General features: G+C 33.8%; 23 protein-coding genes and 1 tRNA gene. 8 read left to right on the forward strand and 16 right to left on the reverse strand.

The window, feature by feature from the left end:
• Positions 1–15 precede the first annotated feature (15 nt).
• From AP058_RS11095 to AP058_RS11115, 5 genes are all read left to right on the forward strand, one after another.
• On the forward strand, positions 16–882 hold the full coding sequence (locus AP058_RS11095; protein ID WP_157492698.1) for a hypothetical protein: 867 nt from the start codon (positions 16–18) through the stop codon (positions 880–882).
• Positions 869–1,189, forward strand: coding sequence for a hypothetical protein (locus tag AP058_RS11100; protein ID WP_066310548.1), 321 nt, complete (start codon positions 869–871; stop codon positions 1,187–1,189). The genes AP058_RS11095 and AP058_RS11100 overlap by 14 nt, the downstream gene beginning before the upstream one ends.
• Positions 1,190–1,214: 25 nt before the next feature.
• Positions 1,215–1,550 carry a hypothetical protein gene (locus tag AP058_RS11105; RefSeq protein ID WP_066310555.1) on the forward strand — a complete coding sequence of 112 codons (336 nt, stop codon included), beginning with the start codon at positions 1,215–1,217 and terminating at the stop codon, positions 1,548–1,550.
• A gap of 139 nt (positions 1,551–1,689) precedes the next feature.
• Positions 1,690–1,956: a hypothetical protein gene (locus AP058_RS11110; RefSeq protein ID WP_066310557.1), complete on the forward strand. Its 267-nt coding sequence runs from the start codon at positions 1,690–1,692 to the stop codon at positions 1,954–1,956.
• Positions 1,862–3,424, forward strand: coding sequence for a recombinase family protein (locus AP058_RS11115; RefSeq protein ID WP_082706655.1), 1,563 nt, complete (start codon positions 1,862–1,864; stop codon positions 3,422–3,424). Before AP058_RS11110 ends, AP058_RS11115 begins: the two co-directional genes overlap by 95 nt.
• On the opposite strand, the gene AP058_RS11120 is transcribed toward AP058_RS11115, so the two are convergent.
• From AP058_RS11120 to mraZ, 15 genes are all read right to left on the reverse strand, one after another.
• Positions 3,378–3,451, reverse strand: a tRNA-Arg gene (locus AP058_RS11120). The genes AP058_RS11115 and AP058_RS11120 overlap by 47 nt on opposite strands.
• Positions 3,452–3,524: 73 nt before the next feature.
• Positions 3,525–3,974: a GatB/YqeY domain-containing protein gene (locus tag AP058_RS11125; protein ID WP_066310559.1), complete on the reverse strand. Its 450-nt coding sequence runs from the start codon at positions 3,972–3,974 to the stop codon at positions 3,525–3,527.
• A gap of 155 nt (positions 3,975–4,129) precedes the next feature.
• Positions 4,130–6,097 (reverse strand): cell division protein FtsZ, encoded by a 1,968-nt coding sequence (gene ftsZ / locus AP058_RS11130; RefSeq protein WP_066310562.1) that lies wholly within the window; start codon positions 6,095–6,097, stop codon positions 4,130–4,132.
• A 64-nt stretch (positions 6,098–6,161) separates the two neighbouring features.
• Positions 6,162–7,541, reverse strand: a complete 1,380-nt coding sequence (gene ftsA / locus AP058_RS11135) for a cell division protein FtsA (RefSeq protein ID WP_066310565.1) — start codon at positions 7,539–7,541, stop codon at positions 6,162–6,164.
• Between the two features lie 6 nt (positions 7,542–7,547).
• Entirely contained in the window at positions 7,548–8,270 is a 723-nt protein-coding gene (locus tag AP058_RS11140; protein WP_066310568.1) for a cell division protein FtsQ/DivIB, read from the reverse strand.
• A complete protein-coding gene (murC, locus tag AP058_RS11145; protein ID WP_066311150.1) occupies positions 8,257–9,606 on the reverse strand; it encodes a UDP-N-acetylmuramate--L-alanine ligase in 1,350 nt (449 codons plus the stop codon). The genes AP058_RS11140 and murC overlap by 14 nt, the downstream gene beginning before the upstream one ends.
• 154 nt (positions 9,607–9,760) lie before the next feature.
• Positions 9,761–10,846: an undecaprenyldiphospho-muramoylpentapeptide beta-N-acetylglucosaminyltransferase gene (gene murG, locus AP058_RS11150; protein WP_066310573.1), complete on the reverse strand. Its 1,086-nt coding sequence runs from the start codon at positions 10,844–10,846 to the stop codon at positions 9,761–9,763.
• A gap of 35 nt (positions 10,847–10,881) precedes the next feature.
• Positions 10,882–12,180, reverse strand: coding sequence for an FtsW/RodA/SpoVE family cell cycle protein (locus AP058_RS11155; RefSeq protein WP_066310576.1), 1,299 nt, complete (start codon positions 12,178–12,180; stop codon positions 10,882–10,884).
• A 64-nt stretch (positions 12,181–12,244) separates the two neighbouring features.
• Positions 12,245–13,576, reverse strand: a complete 1,332-nt coding sequence (gene murD / locus AP058_RS11160) for a UDP-N-acetylmuramoyl-L-alanine--D-glutamate ligase (RefSeq protein WP_066310577.1) — start codon at positions 13,574–13,576, stop codon at positions 12,245–12,247.
• 1 nt (position 13,577) lies between these two features.
• Complete coding sequence (gene mraY, locus AP058_RS11165; RefSeq protein WP_066310579.1) at positions 13,578–14,810, reverse strand: phospho-N-acetylmuramoyl-pentapeptide-transferase; 1,233 nt, start codon at positions 14,808–14,810, stop codon at positions 13,578–13,580.
• 9 nt (positions 14,811–14,819) lie between these two features.
• Positions 14,820–16,283 carry a UDP-N-acetylmuramoyl-L-alanyl-D-glutamate--2,6-diaminopimelate ligase gene (locus AP058_RS11170; RefSeq protein ID WP_066310581.1) on the reverse strand — a complete coding sequence of 488 codons (1,464 nt, stop codon included), beginning with the start codon at positions 16,281–16,283 and terminating at the stop codon, positions 14,820–14,822.
• A complete protein-coding gene (locus AP058_RS11175) occupies positions 16,280–18,283 on the reverse strand; it encodes a penicillin-binding protein (protein ID WP_066310583.1) in 2,004 nt (667 codons plus the stop codon). Before AP058_RS11175 ends, AP058_RS11170 begins: the two co-directional genes overlap by 4 nt.
• Entirely contained in the window at positions 18,274–18,621 is a 348-nt protein-coding gene (locus AP058_RS11180; protein WP_066310585.1) for an FtsL-like putative cell division protein, read from the reverse strand. The genes AP058_RS11175 and AP058_RS11180 overlap by 10 nt, the downstream gene beginning before the upstream one ends.
• Positions 18,622–18,624: 3 nt before the next feature.
• Positions 18,625–19,533: a 16S rRNA (cytosine(1402)-N(4))-methyltransferase RsmH gene (gene rsmH, locus AP058_RS11185; protein ID WP_066310587.1), complete on the reverse strand. Its 909-nt coding sequence runs from the start codon at positions 19,531–19,533 to the stop codon at positions 18,625–18,627.
• Complete coding sequence (gene mraZ / locus AP058_RS11190) at positions 19,508–19,981, reverse strand: division/cell wall cluster transcriptional repressor MraZ (RefSeq protein WP_066310589.1); 474 nt, start codon at positions 19,979–19,981, stop codon at positions 19,508–19,510. The genes rsmH and mraZ overlap by 26 nt, the downstream gene beginning before the upstream one ends.
• 367 nt (positions 19,982–20,348) lie before the next feature.
• On the opposite strand from mraZ, the gene AP058_RS11195 reads away from it, so the two are divergent.
• The 3 genes from AP058_RS11195 to AP058_RS11205 all read left to right on the forward strand — a co-directional run bounded on the left by AP058_RS11195 (position 20,349) and on the right by AP058_RS11205 (position 22,538).
• Positions 20,349–21,113 (forward strand): alpha/beta fold hydrolase, encoded by a 765-nt coding sequence (locus tag AP058_RS11195; protein WP_066310592.1) that lies wholly within the window; start codon positions 20,349–20,351, stop codon positions 21,111–21,113.
• A gap of 135 nt (positions 21,114–21,248) precedes the next feature.
• Positions 21,249–21,869 carry a ribosome biogenesis GTP-binding protein YihA/YsxC gene (yihA, locus tag AP058_RS11200; RefSeq protein ID WP_066310594.1) on the forward strand — a complete coding sequence of 207 codons (621 nt, stop codon included), beginning with the start codon at positions 21,249–21,251 and terminating at the stop codon, positions 21,867–21,869.
• 21 nt (positions 21,870–21,890) lie between these two features.
• Positions 21,891–22,538, forward strand: coding sequence for a hypothetical protein (locus AP058_RS11205; protein WP_157492700.1), 648 nt, complete (start codon positions 21,891–21,893; stop codon positions 22,536–22,538).
• Positions 22,539–22,645: 107 nt separating this feature from the next.
• Here the strand turns inward: AP058_RS11205 and gldC are convergent, their stop codons facing one another.
• Positions 22,646–22,969 carry a gliding motility protein GldC gene (gene gldC, locus AP058_RS11210; protein WP_066310598.1) on the reverse strand — a complete coding sequence of 108 codons (324 nt, stop codon included), beginning with the start codon at positions 22,967–22,969 and terminating at the stop codon, positions 22,646–22,648.
• Between the last annotated feature and the right edge of the window lie 15 nt (positions 22,970–22,984).

Genomic DNA, 22,984 nt, shown 5'->3' on the forward strand with positions numbered 1-22,984 from the left:
TTAAAAACAAAAATTATGAATGCAATTGACAAAGCAGGAATGGAAATCGTAACGAAGATTATTTTAGAAAGCATGAAAGCTAATGGTATTTATTGCTTTGGTGAAAAGAAGAAAAGAAATATTGATCAAAATATTTTTAATCTAACAGAAGCTGAGTTATTCAAACACACTCACTTTTATTTATTGATAATAGCACCTGATTCAAGGACAAATTTGGCTGGTGATTTAGCCGATTTAGTTAGAACAAAGACTAAAGGGAAATATTCGACAACTTTGTTGATTCATAATGCTGTATCCATTCGACCTTTAACTTCCCATAGGTTGTATTTCTTTTACGAAGTTTTTAAAAAAGGTTATACACTATATGAAAATGAAATAGTTCCACCCAACATTGCTATTGATGAAATTCCAAGTAGAAAACTAAAGCTTATTCGTTCCCATTGGCGCAACAGAAATAAAATTGCTGAGACCTTTTTGGATGCGGAAAATCAAATTGATGGTTTTGATACTGAACTTATCCAAGAATGTATGCTTCATATTGTTGTAGAGCAAACTTGTTTAGCTCTAATAGACGTCTTTTTAGGATATAGACCTAATCATTTTTCATTGGTTTATCTCTTTGACATTTGTGAAATTTTCTGCTCGCTGACCACTGATACTTTTCCACGAAAAACAGAAGAGGATAAAAAGCTTTTTGAATTGCTAAAGGTAAATCTCAGTTCTCTTAGGTGGGTAGAGCTTAAAACATCAAGTTTTTTAAATACTGAAATTTTAGAAAGACGATGTCATATTTTTCAAGAAAAAGCAACCATACTAATTGAAACCGAATTAGAGCGTTTAGAAAATGTTGAATTAAAAAATCAGAGCCATGCCAACAAGTGAAATTAAAACCCTCGAAGAATTTAAACAATTCGCATCCTATCATTTTAAAGTTTTAGATGCAGAGACAAATGGTAGTGATGGATGCGTTCATAAAATAAAAGTCGCAGGCTATTCAGATATGATGGGGCTTGGTTTGAATCTAATTAAAATGTGTCTTGAAATTATTCAGATGGAAAATCTTGACAATACCGATGTTGATATAGGATCGGTTTTAGAATTAGCATTGCAAATGTTTCCTCGTGCAGAATTAGAGGTTTTGGATGAGATACATTTAATGCTAATTAGCGAAGCTCCAAAAAAAATTTAAATGTAAAACTGAAAAATCACTAATTATGGAAACTATTAATAAAGAACAAACGGAGGTTTTAAAAAATCTTGCTTTAGAGAGTTTTAAAAAAATCAAACAAGATAAAAGCAGAAAAGAACTTTACAATGTTAGTATTAATGTTGAAGGGTATTTAGACCTTCTATTCACTATTGCCAATCTGATTAAAGTTTCAATTGTGACGCTTGAGTCTGATTCTCCTTATTCTAACCATATACCAGATCCAGCGTTCAATGTACAAAATTTGTTAGAAATTGCATTGCAGCTTTTACCATATGAAGAAGCAAAATTCTTAGATGAAACTAGAAGAATTCTTGTTTTAGAGGAAGATAATACCATTTAATTATTCCTTATTACTTCAGATCCTCAGCAAATTATGATAGGGATCGATTAAGAAATCCGATTTATCTTTATAGCGATAAATGATTGTTGAACGAAAAAGACCAGTAATGGTCTTTTTTTAATGGAGAAAGCTATAAAAAATGGAAAATGAAACCCAAAATGAAAGAGGAAGAATCACAGCAGAACAAGCTTTAAAAATGTTGCAAAAAGAAAATGTAGACCTAACCCTTGACCAAGCAAAGAACATCTTGGACTTTATGAGGAAACTTGCCTCGATAACAGTATCAAATTATTTAAAACAAAACAGAGACGATGAAAAAGATAGCAGACCTATACGTGAGAGTAAGTACAGACGAACAAGCAGACAGAGGGTATTCTCAAAGGAATCAAGAGGAAGTATTACGTAAATATTGTGATATAAATTCAATCACAATACGTGATATAATTTATGAAGATCACTCAGCAAAAACTTTTAATCGTCCCAGATGGAAAGCTTTATTGGCAAACTTAAAAAAACATAAGAATAAAATAGATTTGGTTTTGTTTACCAAATGGGATCGATTTAGTAGAAATGCGGGTGATGCTTATCAAATGATTAACATGCTTCGCAAATTAGCAGTAGAGCCTCAATCTATAGAGCAACCATTAGATTTAGAAATTCCAGAAAATAAAATGATGTTAGCTTTTTATTTAGCTGCTCCTGAAGTGGAAAACGATAGAAGAGCGCTTAATACTTTTCATGGAATGAGAAGAGCAAGAAAAGAAGGACGTTACATGGGTTTAGCTCCTTCTGGATATGTTAATAAAATTCATGAAAATGGAATTAAATACATTGATTTTGATAAGCCACAAGCCGCAATTATTAAATGGGCATTTGAAGAAATATCAAAAGACAAATTCAATACAGAACAAATTTATCGACAAGCTAAATTAAAAGGTCTTAGGACTTCTAAAAACAACTTTTGGAGAATTATTCGCAACCCTCTTTACTGTGGTAAGATCGTTATTCCTCAATATAAAGATGAAGAGCAGCGTTTTGTTACAGGATCTCATGAGGCTTTAATTTCACAAGGGCTATTTTATTTAGTTCAAGATGTACTTGATGGACGTAGAAAAAAAATAAGACCAAAGATTGTTACAACTGAACCTTTTCCTTTAAGAGGGTTCTTTGTATTTCCAAAATGTGAAAATATGTTGACAGCAAGCATTTCAAAAGGAAGAAGTAAAAAGTATCCCTACTACCATTGTAGAAGAGGTTGTACCTATAGAATAAATTCTACCAAGGCGAATTCTATTTTTATTAAAAATTTGAAGAGATATACTCCAAAAGCAGAATTTGAAAAATTATACGTAGCAGTAATAACGGAATGTTATAATGAAAACACAAAAGAATCACTTGATCAAAAAAACAAAATAATAGAAGAACTTAAAGAGTGTGAAAAAAGAATTTCTTACACACGAGATCTATTAGTCTCTCAACAATTATCGGTAAAGGAATACAATGAAATTAAAGAGAATTATGACGCTAAAATTAGAAGGTTAGATATACAATTGGCAGCTATCAATGATGATAAAAATAATATATCCGATTTATTAAAATCAGGAGTTTCAAATTTGATGAAGCTTGATAAATGCTACGTTGAGGGAGATTTACTGGAAATCAGAAGGTTAATTGGTTCAATTTACCCCGAAAATTTCACAATTTTAGAAAATGAATTTCGAGCCGCTAGAGTAAACGAAGTTGTTAATATTATATACTTAATAAACAATGAGTTAGATCCAAATAAAAATGGGACAAAGAAGAAAAATTCTTCTTTGTCCCATAAAGTGACCGCGACAGGGTTCGAACCTGCAACCCTCAGAGTCGAAATCTGATATTCTATCCAGTTGAACTACGCAGTCAAAAATTGTATCTAAATTTTAAATTCAAAATGCAAATCGTCTGAATTTGGAATTTGATCTAATCTGTGAACAATTAAACTAATAATTTTTTTACAATCGTAGAAATAGTTTTTCCTTCAGCAGTTCCGCCTAATTGAGCAGCTGCTAATCCCATCACTTTTCCCATTGAAGCAATTCCAGAAGCTCCTGTTTCAGCGATAATTTTAGCGATTACAGCTTCTACTTCTTCCTCACTTAATTGTGCAGGTAAGAACTTCTCTATCACTGCGATTTGAGCTAATTCTGGCTCTGCTAAGTCTGGGCGATTTTGTTCAGTAAAAATTCTAGCACTTTCTTTACGAGTTTTAACTAAACGTTGAAGCATTTTAATTTCGTCTTCTTCGGTTAATTCTTCTTTGGATCCTGATGCAGTTGACACTAATAACATTTCAGATTTAATAGCTCTCAATGCTTCTAATGCTACGGTATCTTTGGCTCTCATGGCTGTTTTAATTTCATCCATGATATTGGCTTGTAAACTCATCTGTTTTCTATTTTTGTAAAATGTACTATTTATTGATATATTAAACTCTAGATCGAATTTAAGAAAATCTTCCTTTAAAATTCTATGCGAAGATAAAAAAAATAACCCGAAAATTAAATTCAATTTTCGGGTTAGCTTATTTGTTTTTATATAAACTAATCTACGTTATCGTGTAAAAACGAATTGTTTGAGCGCAATTGTAAATCATTATTGCTATCTGTACCTACAGAAATTCTAGAATTGGTAGTATTGCTCTGAGGACTAGTCAAATCAATTCCTAAACGTTTGTATGCTGGTTCTTTTTCTAGTTCGTCAATGCGAGATACATTATTATGAAATTTATAATTAAAATCTTTTAATTTCTTTCTTCTCTCATCAGCTCTTAAACGCAACGTCTCTTCGATTGTTAATTCTAAAGGTGAATTGGTGTTCAAACTTGTGTTTTCTTCTTCAACTCTTTGCTCAGAATAGTGCTTCATTGTAATATTCAACTCAGCAGGAATTTCTGGTTCAACAACTTTATTTACCGGTTTATATGAAAGTAATTCGTTTTCTACTTCCATATATTCTTCCAAAGAATGCTTAATTACTCCATTCTCTGAATGCTCTGTAACAGGCACAAATTGTACTGGTTGATTTACTTTGATGTTTTTTGTCTCGCGTGACAATTCAAACAATGCACTGTGATCCTCTTCAACAACTGGCTCTTTTTTTACTTCTGGCTCTGTTCTAAAAAGAGGCATATCAAAAGAAAAAGTAGTCTGTTCTTCACGTTCAATTACTTTTGGCTGCACTGCTTTTACAGGCGCAACTTCTGGAGTAGTGAACGTAAAGTCAATCTCACTCATCGGAGAAACGATTTCAAAAGTAACATCTAGGTTTTTAATAAACTCGGACATCGCTAGTAATTCGCTTTCATTTTTTACTGAAGCTAGTGTAATTGGAGCAACAATTTCTGCAACAGTTGTATCTTCTTCTAAATCAAATATTATTTTTTGTTCTGATTTTGTAGATAAACTTTCCGTATTCAAGTCAAAAGCAGCAACTGATGTATTGCTTAAATTATGTACACTTCTCTGTTCATCTTCTAAAGTATGAATGATCTTTTTAGGTGCTGTATTTACAATCTCATTTTGTTGCTCAACATCAAAACCAGTTGCAATAATTGTGACTGCAATAGCATCTCCTAGTTTTTCATCTTCACCGACACCCATGATAATATTGGCATTATGACCCGCTTCGTTTTGAATGTGATCATTAATTTCTCCAATTTCATCTAAAGTTATTTCGCTTGTTCCAGAAACGATAAGCAACAATACGTTTTTGGCTCCAGCAATTTTATTATCATTTAATAATGGAGAATCCAATGCAGAAACAATAGCTTCTTTAGCACGGTTTTCACCGGACGCTTCTGAAGATCCCATTATTGCAGTTCCACTATTAGACAATACGGTCTTTGCATCACGTAAGTCAATATTCTGTGTATAATGATTGGTAATTACTTCTGCAATTCCTCGTGATGCAGTGGCCAAAACCTCATCTGCTTTTGAGAAACCTGCTTTGAAACCCAAATTACCGTAAACTTCTCTTAATTTATTATTATTAATTACGATTAACGAATCTACTTGCTTTCTTAATCGCTCAATTCCTAATAACGCTTGCTCTTGACGCACTTTTCCTTCAAACAGAAATGGAATAGTTACGATACCAACAGTTAAAATTTCTCTTTCTTTTGCCAACTGAGCAATAACTGGAGCAGCACCTGTTCCTGTTCCTCCACCCATACCAGCCGTTATAAAAAGCATCTTAGTATTGCTGTCTAACATTTTTTCAATATCAGATATACTCTCTATCGCTGATTGCTGCCCCACATCTGGGTTTGCACCTGCGCCTAATCCTTCAGTAAGATTAACTCCTAACTGAATTTTATTTGGAACTGGGCTACTTTGTAACGCCTGTGAATCTGTATTACAAACAATAAAGTCAACTCCATTAATCCCTTGTCTAAACATGTGATTAATTGCATTACTACCACCACCACCTACACCTATCACTTTTATTACATTTGATTGATTTTTAGGTAAATCAAATGAAATACTTCCAAATTCTGAGTTGCTCATCATAATATTGGTTTTTTTATTTATTATTAAATTCTTGTCTTATTTTTATTTTTCCCTTTTTTTTAATCTATTCTGCGTTGTCTAAAAAATCTTTAATTTTGTCGACGTAACGGTCAAAGAATGATCTTCTGATTTTATTTTCAGTAGATTCTTCTATAACTGGCACTGGTTTTAACTCCTGTTCATCCTTCTCTTCATAATTTTCTTGTACTTCATGTCGTACTGTAGCTTTTTGAAATTGTCTTGGCTTTTCTTTTGTAGAACTGACCGTAATCGCACTTTGCGAACTATTTTCAATACTATTCATGACCAATCCAACTGCAGTTGCATATAACGGACTTGAAATTTCTTCGTCTGAATTTCCCGCTAAATGCTCGTTTGGATAACCAATACGAGTATCCATGCCAGTAATGTATTCAACTAATTGTTTGATATGTTTTAGTTGTGCTCCGCCCCCAGTTAACACAATACCAGCAATTAATTTCTTACGTGGATCTTCATGACCGTATTCTTTAATTTCGGTAAAAACTTGCTCTATAATTTCAATAACGCGTGCATTAATGATTTTAGATAAATTTTTTAAAGAAATTTCTTTTGGCTCTCTTCCTCTCAGTCCTGGAATAGAAACGATCTCATTGTCTCTATTTTCTCCTGGCCAAGCCGAACCAAATTTAACTTTTAGTAATTCTGCTTGTTTTTCAATAATCGAACAACCTTCCTTGATATCGTCTGTAATTACATTTCCTCCAAAAGGGATAACAGCAGTATGACGAATAATACCATCTTTAAAAATGGCCAAATCTGTCGTTCCTCCGCCAATATCAATTAAGGCGACACCTGCTTCTTTTTCTTCTTGACTCAAAACAGCATCCGCCGAAGCCAAAGGTTCTAAGGTTAAACCAGATAATTCAATTCCTGAACTTTGAATACATCTTCCCACATTTCTGATCGAAGATGCTTGACCAACCACAACATGAAAGCTAGACTCTAAACGTCCACCATACATCCCAATCGGTTCTTTAATTTCAGATTGTCCGTCAATTTTAAATTCTTGTGGTAAAACGTGAATAATTTCTTCTCCTGGCAACATGGCTAGTTTATTCACCTGATCAATTAAAAGCTGAATGTCGTCTTCTCCAATAACTTCCTCTGGATTACTTCTGCTGATGTAATCGGTATGCTGAATACTGCGAATGTGCTGCCCTGCGATACCCACAACGACATCTTTTATCTTGTAACCTGAATTATTTTCTGCTTCTTGTATTGCTTGTTGAATAGACTGAATTGTTTGCGTAATGTTATTTACGACACCTCTTGCCACACCTAAGCTTTTAGATTTTCCAATTCCTAAAATCTCAAGTTTACCATACTCATTTTTCTTACCAATCATGGCAACAATTTTGGTTGTTCCAATATCTAGACCTACTGCAATATTATCTTTTTCCATCTTCTATTATTTTGTGCAAACTACTTGTTGTGTAAATCGGAGATCAATCTTTTTATAATTATATAACGAACTATCTAAAACAGCTTTCTGAAAAAAAGCTTTATAATTATCGAATTTGCGTTTCACATGAACCATCCTCCCAAAATCAATTGTATAATTGAAATTTCGGTTCAGCATTTTTAAGCTTCCATTTGGCATAACTTCAACCGCAATTATGTTCTTTTTCAAGAATGAATCGTTGTCAATTATACTAAATACAGAAGCTAATTCTTCGTTATTGTCTTTGTTAATTTTTCCTGATACAAGAGGAACTCTGGCTGTAAAATTAGCCGATAGTGGTATTTCAATTCCCTTAGAATCTAAATAGAAAGAGCGGTTGGTATTGAATATTCTGGCAATCGGGGTCTTTTGCTTAACTACAGCTTTCAAAACACCATCAATTGTAACAAACACTTGCGATTCTTCAATCGTAGGTTGTTCATTCAACACTTTTTCTATCTTGTTCAAATCTAACTCTTCTTTCGTAATGCTAGAAGCCTCTCGTTTATTTTCTATTAACAATTTATTAACCGATTCTGGTGTGATTAAAAGTGCATTATCGCCTACGAAAATAACCGCAGATTTACTCAACTTTCTGCTTTCATTTCGATGTAACGAAAATGAATACAGAAAGAAAACCAATCCAATCATTAGTAGTAAACGAATATTTGTCCAATTAAACACGCTCATTTAATCTCTTTTTTATAGTTGGCACCAATTCTCCTATATCGCCCGCTCCGATCGTAACAATTACAGCTGCCTCATTAGCAGCAATCGCTTCTAATAAGTCGTTTTTAGCAACAATCTTTTTATTTAAATTTGTCATTTTTCCCAATAACCATTCTGAAGTCACCCCTTCCATTGGCAATTCTCTAGCTGGGTAAATATCAAGCAAAAATACTTCATCGAAAGCAGATAAACTAGCAGCAAATCCATCAATAAAGTCTTTTGTTCTACTAAATAAGTGCGGCTGAAAAATAGCTAAGACTTTTCGATCCGGATACAGTTCAGTAACTGCTTGATGCACTGCATTTATCTCTGTTGGATGATGTGCATAATCATCAATATATACTAAATTATTTTTTTTAATCTGATAAGAAAATCTTCTGCGAATGCCTTTAAAAGATGCCAATGCCGACTGTATTGCTTGAGTAGAAGTACCATATGTTTTAGCCATTGCCAATGCCATTAAAGCATTCATCAGATTGTGCTTTCCTGGTAATCCAAAACGCAAATCGGTAAGAATTTCTGTCGGAGTTTGCACATCAAAAATGTAATTTCCATCGTCAATTCTCACATTAAAAGCCTTAAACTGAGCCTCTTTATTTACTGCACAAGTTACTCCTTCTAGATCCAGTTCTTCAGCCACAAAAAGATGTTCTCTATCTGTAATTTTTGATGCAAATTCTCTAAATGAATCCTCAATTGCTTCGCTTGAACCATAAATATCTAAATGATCGGCATCCATTGAAGTTACGCAAGCAATGTCTGGATGTAGGTGTAAAAAAGAGCGATCAAACTCATCTGCTTCGACAACAGTTACCGTTTTGCCGCTACCAATTAAATTTGAATTGTAATTCTCGACTATTCCACCAACAAAAGCAGTTACGTCTGCCCCACTTTCAAATAAAATATGCCCTAAAATTGCAGATGTGGTAGTTTTTCCATGTGTACCCGCTACCGCAAAACAAAAAGTATCATTGGTAATAATTCCAAGTACTTCTGCTCTTTTACGAATGTTGTAATTTCTTTCTACAAAATAGTTCCATTCTGAATGTGATTTTGGTATTGCTGGCGTAAAAATTACCAACGTATTTTCGTCACAAAAGTCAACCGGAATTAAACTAATATTATCCTCAAAATGAATATCTATACCGTTTTCAATTAATTCAGTAGTCAACATCGACGGCGTTTTGTCGTACCCGCAAACATTTTTTCCAATGTTTTTAAAATAACGAGCCAACGCACTCATACCGATACCACCGATACCTATAAAATAAACGTTATGTATTTGATTTAGATTCATTGTTTGTGTTTTGCTTTGACTATTTACCTTATTTTTTTTTGTTAAAAAACTAACAATCAAATCATTGTAAATACTACATTAGAAGTAAGGTGGTTGGTCCAAAAATACCATTCCACATTACATTTAATTTCTACAATTATTATTAAAAGTTATATTATATCAACTTTTTAATCTCTTCTACGATGGCTTTTGTTGCATTCGGTAAAGCTAATTTCCTAATATTTTCGCTGAGCTGAATTTGTTTGCCTTGATCTTTCAGTAATGCTTCGAATACCAAACTAAATTCCGCATCCAATTCGGACTCTTTTAACAAAATAGCACCCTTTTGATTCACAACAGCTTGTGCATTTTTTGTTTGATGATCTTCTGCTACATTGGGCGACGGAATAAAAATAACAGGCTTACCTACTAAACACAATTCTGAAACTGATGAAGCTCCTGCTCTGGAAATAATAAGATCAGCAGCGGCATAAACTAGATCCATTCGTTCGATAAAATCAACCACTTTAACTCCTTCTTTATTGTGTTTATTATACTCATCGAAATATAATTTTCCGCATTGCCATATTACTTGCACGTTTTGTGCCAACATTTTTGAAAGTTCCTGCTCTACTAACTGATTGATTCGTCTAGCACCTAAACTTCCGCCCAATATCAGTACTGTTTTCTTACTAATATCCAACTCATAAAAAGCCATTGCTTCGGCTCTTTTATCGGCAATATCAATTAAATCTTGACGCACAGGATTACCTGTTAATACCATTTTTGAGGCAGGAAAAAAACGCTCTAAATTTGGGTAAGCAACGCAAATAACGCTGGCTCTTTTACTCAATAATTTATTGGTAATACCAGGATATGAATTTTGCTCTTGAACAACGGTCGGAATTCTAGCTGCAACAGCCATTTGCAATAACGGACCACTTGCAAATCCACCAGTACCAATTACTACATCGGGTTGAAATGATTTAATTATTTTTCTGGCTTCCCACAAACTGTCAGTTAATTTGACCGGAAATATTAAATTTTGAAAAGTAAGTTTTCTTTGTAAACCCGCGATCCACAGTCCTCTTATAGCATATCCTGCCTGAGGTACTTTTTGCATTTCCATTTTATCTCTGGCTCCTACAAAAAGAAATTCGGCATCTGGAAATTGTAATTGTAATTCATTTGCGATCGCAATCGCAGGATAGATGTGTCCTCCTGTTCCGCCTCCACTTAATATGAATTTATACTTTGCCATACTGTTTAAAAAATAGTGTTGTTTAATGTGTTTTTCTACTTCATCACCGCTTCCATTGGATTTTTAGATTGTTCTTCGATAGAGTATGATTCCTCATCGAGATTTTCTTCGTCCATCTCCTTGTCAATCAAACGCTGTAGCGCTTCATCACGTAACTCTTTATTTTTTAATTTTTCTTTTTGTTCTTCTTCTATTTCTTCGTCTTTTTTAGTCACGTTGATGATAATTCCTAAAGCGAAGCAGGTAATCCAAATTGAACTTCCTCCACTACTAATAAGTGGCAAAGTCTGACCAGTGACAGGCAGTAATTCGACTGCAACTCCCATATTAATCATCGCTTGAAAAATCATGGGAAACCCCAGACCAACAACGACGAGTTTACCAAATAAAGTGCTTGCTTTATGAGAGGCAACGACGAAACGCATTAAGAGCAATAGGTATAAAAATATAATAACTACCCCGCCTATTAATCCATATTCTTCGATGATAATTGCATAAATAAAATCGGAAGAAGATTGCGGTAAAAAATTCTTTTGTACACTTTTACCAGGTCCTAATCCACCTAATTGTCCCGAAGCTATTGCAATTTTAGCTTTTTCAATTTGATAATCGTCTTCATCGGCTTTATCCGTTGTGAAATTTTCAATACGACTCCCCCAAGTATTTACGCGACTAAAAAAATGAGATTCTGGAAATGCTTTTGCTAAAAGCAAAAAGAATAAGAAAGCAGCGATGGCGCATCCAATTACAATTCCAATATGTTTTATTGGGTACCTACCAATAAAAGCCAACATTAAAACCATCGAAAAAATTAAAGCTGTAGTTGAAAAGTTAGCGGGTAATATTAATATTAATGTAACAAAAACCGGAATCCATAATTGAATTACTGATGTTTGAAAACTATCTGGTTCTTCTCTTTTTTTAGACAAATATCGAGCTACAAATATAAAAAGTACTACCGCAGCTAATGTAGAAGTCTGAAAGCTGAAACCCATAAAAGGCACTTGTAACCACCGACTTGCATTAGCTCCACCGACCACTCTACCATTAACTAATGTAAGAAGTAATAGAAACCACACAATTGGCAGTAAAAACTTAGAAAAAGTTCTAAAATAATGGTACGGAATTTTGTGAACTCCAAAAATAATCGCAAAACCAACTCCAATATGAAAAAAATGTTTAAGCAAATAGCCTAATGTATTTCCTGTCCCTAAACCAATATAAGCCAAATTACTACTCGCGCTAAAAACTGGCATAAATGAGAACAGCGCTAATAAGGCCACGAAAGTCCATATTGCTTTATCCCCTTTTAAATAGCTTACTAGCTCTTTCATAATTTCTTTTTATTTAAAGTTTAAATTTTTCAAGTGGCAAAACCAGAAACTTAAAACGATAATTTTATAGGTTTTGCACTGCTTGCTTAAACTGTCTCCCTCTGTCTTCATAGTTTTCAAATAAATCAAAACTGGCGCATGCTGGCGATAATAATACAGCATCTCCTTTTTCGGTTAAGCGTTGTGCCGTTTTAACTGCATCTTGCATGTTATTTACTTCAACCATCATGTCTACTACATTTCCAAAAGCATCAATAATTTTTCTATTATCAACTCCCAAACAAATAATTGCTTTCACTTTCTCGCGAACCAAAGACATCAATTCGTTATAGTCATTTCCTTTGTCTACTCCACCAACAATCCAAACTGTTGGTCCATTCATACTATCTAACGCAAAAAAAGTTGCATTTACATTGGTTGCTTTAGAGTCGTTAATGTATTGTACGTTTTGAATTTTTAAAACTTTCTCTAAACGATGCTCAACTCCTTGAAAATTTGATAAACTCTCACGAATAGTAGCCTTACGGATTTGCATTAATTTTGCTACAGAACTTGCTGCCATGGCGTTTTTCATATTATGTTTCCCCTCTAGCGCAATGTATTCAGTGTCCATTGTAAACTCTTCGTGGTTGATTTTTACTTCCATTTTATTATTTTTTATTGTTGCCCCCTCTTCAAACTCCTTGGTAAGAGAGAAAGGAATTAATTTTGCTTTTATTTTATTATTAGACAACCAGTTGGTTATGGCTTCGTCATCTGCATCGTAAATCAAATAATCTTCCTCGGTTTGATTTTTAGTTATTCGAAACTTAGCATCAATATAATTTTCATATTTATACTCATATCGATCTAAATGATCGGGACTAATATTCGTTATTATGGCAATATCTGGTCGGTAATTTACTATTCCATCCAATTGAAAACTGCTCAGTTCTAACACATACACATCAAATTTATTATCGGCTACTTGCCAAGCAAAACTCTTTCCGATGTTTCCGCCCAATCCTACATTTAAACCTGCCGATTTTAGCAAGTGATAGGTTAGCATTGTAGTGGTTGTTTTACCATTGCTACCTGTAATTCCAATTGTTTTTGCTTCTGTGAACGGAAACGCAAATTCAATTTCTGAGATTACGGAAATTCCTTTTTCAACTAGCTTTTTTACAATTGCTGCTTTGTCAGGAATTCCAGGACTTTTCATTACTACATCGGCATTTAAAATTAATTCCTCTGTATGCTGTAATTCTTCCCAAGCAATATTATTAATTCCAAGAACTTCTTTATAACTCTCCTTTATTTTTCCAAAATCAGATACAAAAACATCGTATCCTTTTTTCTTTCCTACTATTGCAGTTCCAACTCCGCTTTCTCCTCCTCCTAAAATTACAAGTCTCATACTATCTTAATTTTAAAGTTAGAATTGACAGAATTGCTAACATGATAGCTACAATCCAAAATCGCGTAACAATTTTACTCTCGTGATATCCCTTCTTTTGGTAATGGTGATGGAGCGGCGACATTAAAAATATTCGTCTTCCTTCTCCCCAGCGTTTTTTGGTATACTTAAAATAACTGACTTGCAAAACCACAGATAAATTTTCTACTAAGAAAATCCCACACAATAACGGAATCAACATTTCTTTACGAACAGCAATTGCCAAAACTGCAATTACCCCACCAATAGTCAAACTTCCTGTATCGCCCATAAAAACGGAAGCTGGATACGAATTGTACCATAGAAATCCGATCAACGAGCCCACAAATGCAGAAATAAAAACAGTCATTTCTCCCGAATTGGGTATGTACATTATATTGAGGTAATTCGAAAAAATGATATTTCCAGAAACAAACGTAAAAATTCCTAGTGCGAGTACTGATATAGCAGAGGTTCCCGCGGCTAAGCCGTCGATTCCATCTGTTAAGTTAGCACCATTTGAAACTGCGGTGATAATAAAAATTACTACCGGAATAAAAATTAACCAAGCCCATTTTTCATAGCCTTCACCCGTCCAGGCCAATAATTCTGCATAATCAAATTCATTGTTTTTAAAGAAAGGAATGGTCGTCGCTGTCGATTTTATTTCTTGTGGCGCTGGCAAAATAACATTGGTAGTAGAGACTCTAAAACTAGCAGTATTTCCGCCAGTATCGGTTCTAACGGTCACTACGGGACTGAAATATAAAACCACACCTACAATTAATCCCAACCCAACTTGTCCAATAATCTTGAATTTACCCTGAAGCCCTTCTTTATCTTTTTTGAAAATTTTTATGTAATCATCTATAAAACCGATAATTCCCATCCACAACATTGTAACGATCAGCAAAACGATATAAATGTTCTGCAGTCTCGCAAACAACAATACGGGAATCAGCGTTGCAAAAATTATAATTAAGCCACCCATCGTTGGCGTTCCTGCTTTTTCATTTTGCCCCTCTAAACCAAGCTCACGAACGGTTTCACCAACTTGCTGTCTGCGCAAAAAATTGATTATACGTTTACCATAAATCGTAGATAAAAGCAGTGACAAAATAAAAGCCATAGCCGATCTAAAAGTGATATACTGAAAAACTCCTGTTCCTGGTATATCCCACATCTTGTCTAAATAGTCAAATAAATAGTATATCATATGTGGTTTTTATTTGGTTAGTTGGTTTAAAAATTCGGTTACAATTTCCATATCATCAAAATGACTACGCTCTCCTTTAATTTCTTGATATGTCTCATGTCCTTTACCAGCAATTAAAATAATATCGTTTGGTTGTGCCATTTGACAAGCTGCTTTTATTGCTTGTTTGCGATCGGTAATTGTCAACATTTTTTTATAATTATGCGGTTCTACTCCTGTTTCCATTTCCTGAATAATTGCCTCAGGATCTTCGTTTCTTGGATTATCAGATGTTAAAATTGCTTTGTCACTTAAGCTAGTTGCGATTCGAGCCATTATTGGTCTTTTTGCAGTGTCTCGATTTCCGCCACAACCTACTACCGTAAGTAATTGTTCGTTTTTTGTTCGAATATCATTTATTGTTTTAAGCACATTTTCTAGTGCATCTGGAGTATGAGCATAATCTACAATCGCCGTAATATTGGTAGATGAAACTATGTATTGAAAACGACCTGCTACACTTTCTAACTCTGATAACAATCGCAAAGCTTCTACTTTTTCGATTCCTAATTCAATAGCTGTTCCGTAGATGGCTAGCACATTATAGGCATTAAAAGTTCCAATTAATTTTACCCAAACTTCGTACTCGTTCACTTTTAACAACAATCCAGATAATTGATTTTCTAGAATTTGCGCTTTATAATCAGCATACGATTTTAGTGCATAGGTTCTTTTTACAGCAATTGTATTTTGTAACATTACGGTTCCATTTTTATCATCGATATTAGTCAGCGCAAATGCTGTTTTAGGTAACGAATCAAAAAATAATTTTTTAACATCTCTGTACTCTGCAAAAGTTGGATGATAATCGAGGTGATCATGTGATAAATTGGTAAAAACACCACCAACAAAATGCAGTCCTTCTGTACGCTTTTGATGAATTCCGTGCGAACTCACTTCCATAAAACAATGCGTAATTCCGTTGGCAACCATCTCACTTAGATAGTGATTAATTGTAATAGAATCTGGAGTCGTATGGGTTGCTTTATATTCGTTTTTACCTACTAAAATCTTAACGGTAGATAAAAGACCAACTTCAAACCCAGCATTACTAAACATTTGATACAAAAGTGAGGCAATTGTAGTTTTGCCGTTTGTACCTGTAATGCCAACTAACTTTAATTTATCCGAGGGATTATCAAAATAATTAGCCGCCATAAAAGCAAGTGCCGAATTGGTATCTTTTACTTTCACGTAAGTGATTGAATCAACTTTACTAGTAGGCAATGTATCGCAAATAATAGTCGTGGCGCCTAACTCAATTGCTTTTGAAATAAAATTATGACCATCTGATATAGTTCCGCGAATAGCAATAAAAACATCATTTAAAACAATCTTTCTAGAATCAAAGTCAATTTTATTCACAGCAACATCAGTTGAACCTATTACAGATTCAATGGCTACTTTATATAATATGTCTTTTAATATTTTCATGATAATTCTAAAACTATTGTTGTGTTTTTATCTATATTTTGCCCAGCATCAATCGACTGTGTTCTTACTTTCCCTATTCCAACGATGCGAACTCTCATTCCTAAATTTTCTAATAAAGCAATGGCATCCATGCCTGACATTCCTTTTACGTTGGGAATATTTTTTGATTTTTTTTGAAGCTTTGTATAATATTGTCCGTAGTTAGTTTCTTGCTTTGCTACTTTTTCATCCAAGTTTTTAATCTCATTCGTCGAAGGCGCATCGGTAAATATTTTTTGAGCAATTCGCTTAAAAACAGGTCCTGCTACACCTGCCCCATAAAAATCACCCTTAAGAGTACTAGGTCTATTAACCATAACAATACAAGAATACTTAGGATGATCGGCTGGAAAATAACCCACAAATGAAGAAGCGTAATACATTGATGAACCGTCCCTTTTTCCGTAATTAACTTGTGATGTTCCAGTCTTACCAGCCATCGAAAAATCTTTAGAATACAATTTCTTAGCAGTTCCTTTTTTTACCACATTTTCTAGAACTGCTTTCAGCTTGCCCAATGTTTCATCCGAACAAACTTTCGGGTTTAGCACTTCTACATCATATTTTCTAATCGTTTTGTTCCATTCTTTGATCTCAGAAACAAATTGTGGCTTGACCATTACCCCATTATTCGCCACCGAATTGTAATACGTTAATGTTTGCAATGGCGTTACCGAAACTCCATAACCAAAAGCCATCCAAGGCAATGAAACTCCCGACCAATGTTTATCACCGGGAGCAGGTATATAGGCACTTCCTTCTCCTTTAAAATGCAATCCCAACTTTTTTCCTAAACCGTATCCTTTCAGATGATTTACAAATTTTGTTGGGTTATTCTTATAATTGTCATAAACTGCTTGAACTAAAACCGTATTCGAAGACAATTCAAAACCACGAGCTAATGATATTTTACCATATCCACCTTTGTGCGAATCACGTACCGATCTTCCAAAATACTTAATAACTCCATTTTGAGTGTCATAAACAGTTCCTGTATCTGCTACTTTATCTTCTAACACCGTCATTAAATCAGCCAATTTAAAAGTTGATCCTGGCTCTTGCGACTCTGTAATTGCATAGTTGGTCGTTTCGTAATAGGAGCCATCACGTGTTCTTCCTAAATTTGCAATAGCTTTAATGTGTCCTGTTTGTGTTTCCATAACTACTACACATCCGTGATCTGCTTCATACTCTACCAATTGTTTCAAAAGTGCATGATGCGCAATATCTTGGATAAAAACATCAATAGTCGAAACCACATCATAACCATCTTGAGGATCTAATTCGTTTATATCACGAATAGGTTTCCACTGTCCTTTGGCAATTTTTTGCTTTAAAATTTTACCGTCTTTTCCATTCAAATAATCTCTAAACGCCCACTCAATTCCTTTTCCTTCTGGAATCCCTTTAGAGTCTATGCGGTCGTAACCAATAGTTCTTTCGGCAATTTTACCAATTGGATGCTCTCGAACCGTTTCTTGTTCTTGAATAAATCCGCCTTTGTAAGCACCCAAATTAAACATTGGAAATCCTTTAATTTTGATGTAATCGGTGTAGCTTAGTTTTCGAGCTACTAAAAAATATCTATTCTTATTGGCTCGCGCTTTGCGTAGTTCATTTTGATAAAACGCACTAGATTCAGGCAAAATAGTTGCTAAAGAATCGGCCAAAGACTTAACATTTTTCTCGAAAATTTCTTGTTTTGGCACTAGCGCATCAAAGCGAATATCGTAGTTCGGAATAGAAGTGGCCAGTAAACTGCCATCAGCCGAATAAATATTTCCTTTGTTTGCAGGAATAACAAAAGTTTTAACCGTACGTTGTTTTGCCAATTGACGATAATGATCCCCTTCTACCCACTGAATGTTTGCTAACTTAACAACAATAGCAATTGCCATCAAAAAGATGAAAACTGCTACCAGATAGATGCGGTATGATATGTGTTTATCGTCTACTGCCATATTTTTTGAAAGAATCTTTTTTCTTCTGCTTTTTTAACTTTAATTTTTACTGGTGGAACTGTCGAAGGAAAAATTTGCTTTTCCAACATTTTTTGTGAAACCGTTGACTCCATTTTTAGTTTCATTAATTCTGAGCGACGGTCTACAAATTCAGATCGCAACTCTTTAACTTCTGTACTTAATCGTGCAATTTCAAATACCTTTTGTTCGTACCGCTGTGTGTTTGCAATCATTAGTATTGCCAAGACAATTACAAAAACAATAAAACGCCAATTTTTAAACGCATCGTCGTTAATTAAAAACCTTGCTTTTAATATGTCAAAAACACCTTTTTTCATTTCTTATTTCTTCTCTGCAATTCTCAATTTAGCACTACGAGCTCTATTATTGCTTTTAATTTCTTGATCATCTGGAACGATTAATTTTCCAATGGTTTTGAAAGGAACCGAAAAATTACCAAAAAAATCACGTTCTGGTTCTCCTTCAAACATTCCGTTTTTCATAAATCTCTTTACCAATCGGTCTTCTAGAGAATGGTATGACATGATGCTCAATCGTCCTTCTGGATTTAAAATTTCTAATGATTGCTCTAAAAATTCTTTCAATACATCCATTTCCTGATTCACTTCAATTCGAATCGCTTGGTACATTTGAGCTAATATTTTATTGCTTTTATGTCCAGGTAAAAAACGAGACAAAATAGTTTTAAACTGCTCCGAATTCTTGATTGGCTCTAACTCTCTAGCTTCAACCAAAGTCCTTGCAATTGCAGGTGCATTTTTTAGTTCTCCATAATCCAAGAACACACGACGTAATTCTTGTTCGTCATACTCATTGACAACTCTATATGCATTTAGTTCGTTCTTTTTACTCATTCGCATATCCAAGTCAGCTACAAAACGAGTCGAAAAACCACGTTCTGCTACATCAAACTGATGCGATGAAACGCCTAAATCGGCTAAAATCCCATCAACAGACTTTACGCCATAAAAGCGCAAAAACCGTTTTATAAATCTAAAATTCTCATTAATTAAAGTGAAACGATCATCTTGCAAAGCATTCGCTACCGCATCTTCGTCTTGATCAAAAGCAAACAGTTTTCCATTTGGTCCTAATCTTTTTAAAATTTCTTTAGAGTGTCCACCACCACCAAACGTAACATCTACATAAATGCCGTCGGGTTTAATATTCAAACCATCCACCGTTGGATGTAGTAAAACCGGATTATGATATTCCATTGTCGTCGTCATTTAAATTTCCCATTACCTCTTCTGCCAAATCAGCAAAATCCATATCTTCGCCATTGATAGATTGCTCATATAAATCTTTATCCCAAATCTCAACAATGTTCACTGCTGATGAAAAAACAACCTCTTTTGAAATACCCGAAAATGCCACTAAATCTTTCGGAATTAACAACCGTCCTAAAGCATCAATTTCAACAATTTTTACTCCTGCAGTAAATTTTCGAATAAAATCATTGTTCTTCTTTACGAAACGATTCAGCTTATTTATTTTAGCCATCATCACTTCCCATTCACTCATCGGGTACAACTCCAAACACTTTTGAAACACCGAGCGCTTCAAGACAAAACCGTCCTGAAGTGAGCTAGCCAGCTGCTTTTTTAAGGGTGCAGGCAACAACAGCCTTCCTTTAGCATCGACTTTACACTCGTATGTGCCTACAATTGTGTTCACGAAATTGATTGATTAGTTAAAGAACAAAAATATAAAAAATATTACCACATTTTACCACAATATACCACTTTGTTGATAAGTTTACCCACTTTGGACCTAAATCCCTTAAATTGTGGACAATCAAAATGTTAGCTATCTATTGTATTTGTTGTACGAATGGCTTTACATAGAAATCTACAGTTGAAAAAACAAACCAATTGCAGACAAAAATTTAGCAAAAACTCATGATTTTTTCAGAGTATTTATACTTGGCTGGAAGTTAATTATCGATATAAATTAAATAAATTGAGTAAAAAAAGGTTTGCAAAAAGTCGTTTTTCCCTATTAAACCCTATATTTGTCGAAATTGAATTTGGTACTATATTACATGGATAAACATTACAAAAAAGAAGGCAAATTTAGCTATTTTGAAGCTGGAGAAGGAACTCCAATTGTCGTTCTTCACGGTTTAATGGGAGGTTTGAGTAACTTTGACGCAGTTGCAAATTATTTTCCAACCAAAGGATACAAAGTAGTAATTCCTGATTTACCGATCTATTCTCAAAGTTTACTAAAAACCAATGTAAAAAGTTTTGCCAAATATGTAAAAGATTTTATTGCTTTTAAAGGATTTGACAAAGTCATTTTATTAGGGAATTCTTTGGGAGGTCATATTGCATTATACCACACTAAATTATATCCTGAAAAAGTAGCAGGTCTTGTAATTACTGGTAGTTCTGGACTTTACGAGAGTGCAATGGGCGACAGTTATCCTAAAAGAGGTGATTACGAATACATTAAAAAGAAAGCACAAGATGTTTTTTACGATCCCGAAATTGCAACTCCAGATTTGATAGATGAAGTATTTGCATCAGTTAATGATCGAATGAAATTGATTAAAACATTGACTATTGCTAAAAGTGCAATTAGACATAATATGGCAAAAGATTTGCCTAAAATGACAGTAGAAACCTGTATCATTTGGGGTAAAGATGATATTGTTACACCACCAAATGTAGCTGAAGAGTTTAATGAATTACTTCCTAATTCTTCTTTATACTGGATTGACAAATGTGGACACGCTGCGATGATGGAACATCCAGAAGAATTCAACCAAATTATGGAAGAATGGCTTACTAAAGTCAATTTATAGCAGAAATACCTTTTCAAATTTAGGAGGTTTTAGACAGTAGAATTATGAAATCGCTATTAAAACTATTTTGCGCAAGCAAAAATCAAACATAAAAGCGAAACCCTATCTGGTCGCTAAAAAATAAATTTTTCATCTATGAAAATCAATACCGCCGAATTTATAATAAGCAACTCTGAAGTTGATAAATGTCCGAAAGAAATTTTACCTGAGTATGCTTTTATAGGAAGATCCAATGTTGGAAAATCTTCGTTAATAAACATGCTTACTAATCATAAAAATTTAGCTAAAACTTCAGGACGTCCTGGAAAAACGCAACTAATCAACCATTTTAAAATCAATAATAATTGGTTTTTGGTCGATTTACCAGGTTACGGGTATGCTAAAGTTTCCAAAAAAACAAAATCTATTTTTCAACAGTTCATTACAGACTATTTTGAAACTAGAGAGCAGTTGGTTTGTGCTTTTGTACTTATTGATATTCGTTTAGAAGCTCAAAAAATTGATATTGAGTTTATGTCTTATATGGGCGAAAGCGAAATTCCGTTTTGCATTGTGTTTACAAAGGCAGATAAAATTAGTAAGACTAAAATTGACTCGCATGTTGCCGCCTACAGAAAGCAAATGTTCATGAATAATTGGGAAGAAATGCCACAGTACTTTGTGACTTCAGCAACAGAGAGCACTGGTAAAGAATATATTTTAGGTTATATAGATGAAATTAACCAAGAAGTTTTTAAAAACAATAGTGGGTTTTAAATTCAGTTCAATGTCATGATCGTGAGAAATAGACGTATTGCTATCGTATTCATTTCGATATTTATTTTAGTTTTTCTTGAATCTTGTCAGAGTAAAACCTATCTCTTTACGAATAACAATTATAAAACTGGCGTTGATTTTACTCAAGGCAAATGGCTTCTCAATCAAATCGATTGTAACTGCGATAGCAACGATGAAATCAAAGAGCAAGCAACACTATTTTTTGCTAAAAATCTGACTGATCGTTATTATTATAGACCTGAAATTAATGGATTACTCCTTCCTCATCTCATACCTTTAAACCCCAGTAAGCAGAAAATCAAAGAATTAAAAATTGGAACCAATTTTGATTTTTTCATTAATGTAACTGCTAAAGAAAACAGAAGTGATTTAGGAAAAATTGGTTTTTATGAAGATGAGAACTCTACAGGAAAAAATCAGAGCGAGGTGACTTTAGAAGTATATGACTTAAATTTGCAAGAAATTATATATTCACAGCGCGTAGTTGGTACGGTTACTAGCGAGAAACAGAAATCGCTCTGGGAAACGACAAAATCAGATAAACTAATTGACAATATTAGTTTTCATAAAAGCAATAAAAAATTAATAAAAGGAGCCTTCAAGAAATTATTGAAAGATTTAGAGAAAAAATCAGTTTTAATTAAATAAATTCAAATTTCAAAATTAATTTTTAACTAGAACTGCCAAATAAAAAAATCCCACATTTCAACTTTAGATATTGAAATATGGGATTTTTTATTGGAATGAATTTCAGCTTATTTTGTTAATTCTAATTTTTCTGCAAAGTAATCACAAAAATCTTTCATGGTATCCGCCATTTTTTCATCATCTGTAGCGCGTTTGAAAGTATCAGACATAGCTACCAAAGTTTGATGAAAGAAAATTTTCATTTCATCAACTGGCATATCTTTGGTCCACAAGTCAATACGCATCGTCTCTTTTACTCTGCTGTCCCAAATAGACAACATAATTGCCTTTGCTTCTTCCTTTTCGACACCACCATCTTTCGCAGACCACGATAATTTTTCCGGTACGCGATTTTCGTCTAATTCTATATCAAAATTAATTTCTGACTTCATATTTTGGTATTTAAT

Origin of the sequence: Flavobacterium sp. TAB 87, assembly GCF_001529295.1 — a bacterium.
Taxonomy (GTDB): Bacteria; Bacteroidota; Bacteroidia; order Flavobacteriales; family Flavobacteriaceae; genus Flavobacterium.

Coding starts and splice junctions, on each gene's coding strand:
- AP058_RS11095 (WP_157492698.1), top strand. CDS start 16: ATGAATGCAATTGACAAAGCAGGAATGGAAATCGTAACGAAGATTATT.
- AP058_RS11100 (WP_066310548.1), top strand. CDS start 869: ATGCCAACAAGTGAAATTAAAACCCTCGAAGAATTTAAACAATTCGCA.
- AP058_RS11105 (WP_066310555.1), top strand. CDS start 1,215: ATGGAAACTATTAATAAAGAACAAACGGAGGTTTTAAAAAATCTTGCT.
- AP058_RS11110 (WP_066310557.1), top strand. CDS start 1,690: ATGGAAAATGAAACCCAAAATGAAAGAGGAAGAATCACAGCAGAACAA.
- AP058_RS11115 (WP_082706655.1), top strand. CDS start 1,862: ATGAAAAAGATAGCAGACCTATACGTGAGAGTAAGTACAGACGAACAA.
- AP058_RS11125 (WP_066310559.1), bottom strand. CDS start 3,974: ATGAGTTTACAAGCCAATATCATGGATGAAATTAAAACAGCCATGAGA.
- ftsZ (WP_066310562.1), bottom strand. CDS start 6,097: ATGATGAGCAACTCAGAATTTGGAAGTATTTCATTTGATTTACCTAAA.
- ftsA (WP_066310565.1), bottom strand. CDS start 7,541: ATGGAAAAAGATAATATTGCAGTAGGTCTAGATATTGGAACAACCAAA.
- AP058_RS11140 (WP_066310568.1), bottom strand. CDS start 8,270: ATGAGCGTGTTTAATTGGACAAATATTCGTTTACTACTAATGATTGGA.
- murC (WP_066311150.1), bottom strand. CDS start 9,606: ATGAATCTAAATCAAATACATAACGTTTATTTTATAGGTATCGGTGGT.
- murG (WP_066310573.1), bottom strand. CDS start 10,846: ATGGCAAAGTATAAATTCATATTAAGTGGAGGCGGAACAGGAGGACAC.
- AP058_RS11155 (WP_066310576.1), bottom strand. CDS start 12,180: ATGAAAGAGCTAGTAAGCTATTTAAAAGGGGATAAAGCAATATGGACT.
- murD (WP_066310577.1), bottom strand. CDS start 13,576: ATGAGACTTGTAATTTTAGGAGGAGGAGAAAGCGGAGTTGGAACTGCA.
- mraY (WP_066310579.1), bottom strand. CDS start 14,810: ATGATATACTATTTATTTGACTATTTAGACAAGATGTGGGATATACCA.
- AP058_RS11170 (WP_066310581.1), bottom strand. CDS start 16,283: ATGAAAATATTAAAAGACATATTATATAAAGTAGCCATTGAATCTGTA.
- AP058_RS11175 (WP_066310583.1), bottom strand. CDS start 18,283: ATGGCAGTAGACGATAAACACATATCATACCGCATCTATCTGGTAGCA.
- AP058_RS11180 (WP_066310585.1), bottom strand. CDS start 18,621: ATGAAAAAAGGTGTTTTTGACATATTAAAAGCAAGGTTTTTAATTAAC.
- rsmH (WP_066310587.1), bottom strand. CDS start 19,533: ATGACGACGACAATGGAATATCATAATCCGGTTTTACTACATCCAACG.
- AP058_RS11195 (WP_066310592.1), top strand. CDS start 20,349: ATGGATAAACATTACAAAAAAGAAGGCAAATTTAGCTATTTTGAAGCT.
- yihA (WP_066310594.1), top strand. CDS start 21,249: ATGAAAATCAATACCGCCGAATTTATAATAAGCAACTCTGAAGTTGAT.
- gldC (WP_066310598.1), bottom strand. CDS start 22,969: ATGAAGTCAGAAATTAATTTTGATATAGAATTAGACGAAAATCGCGTA.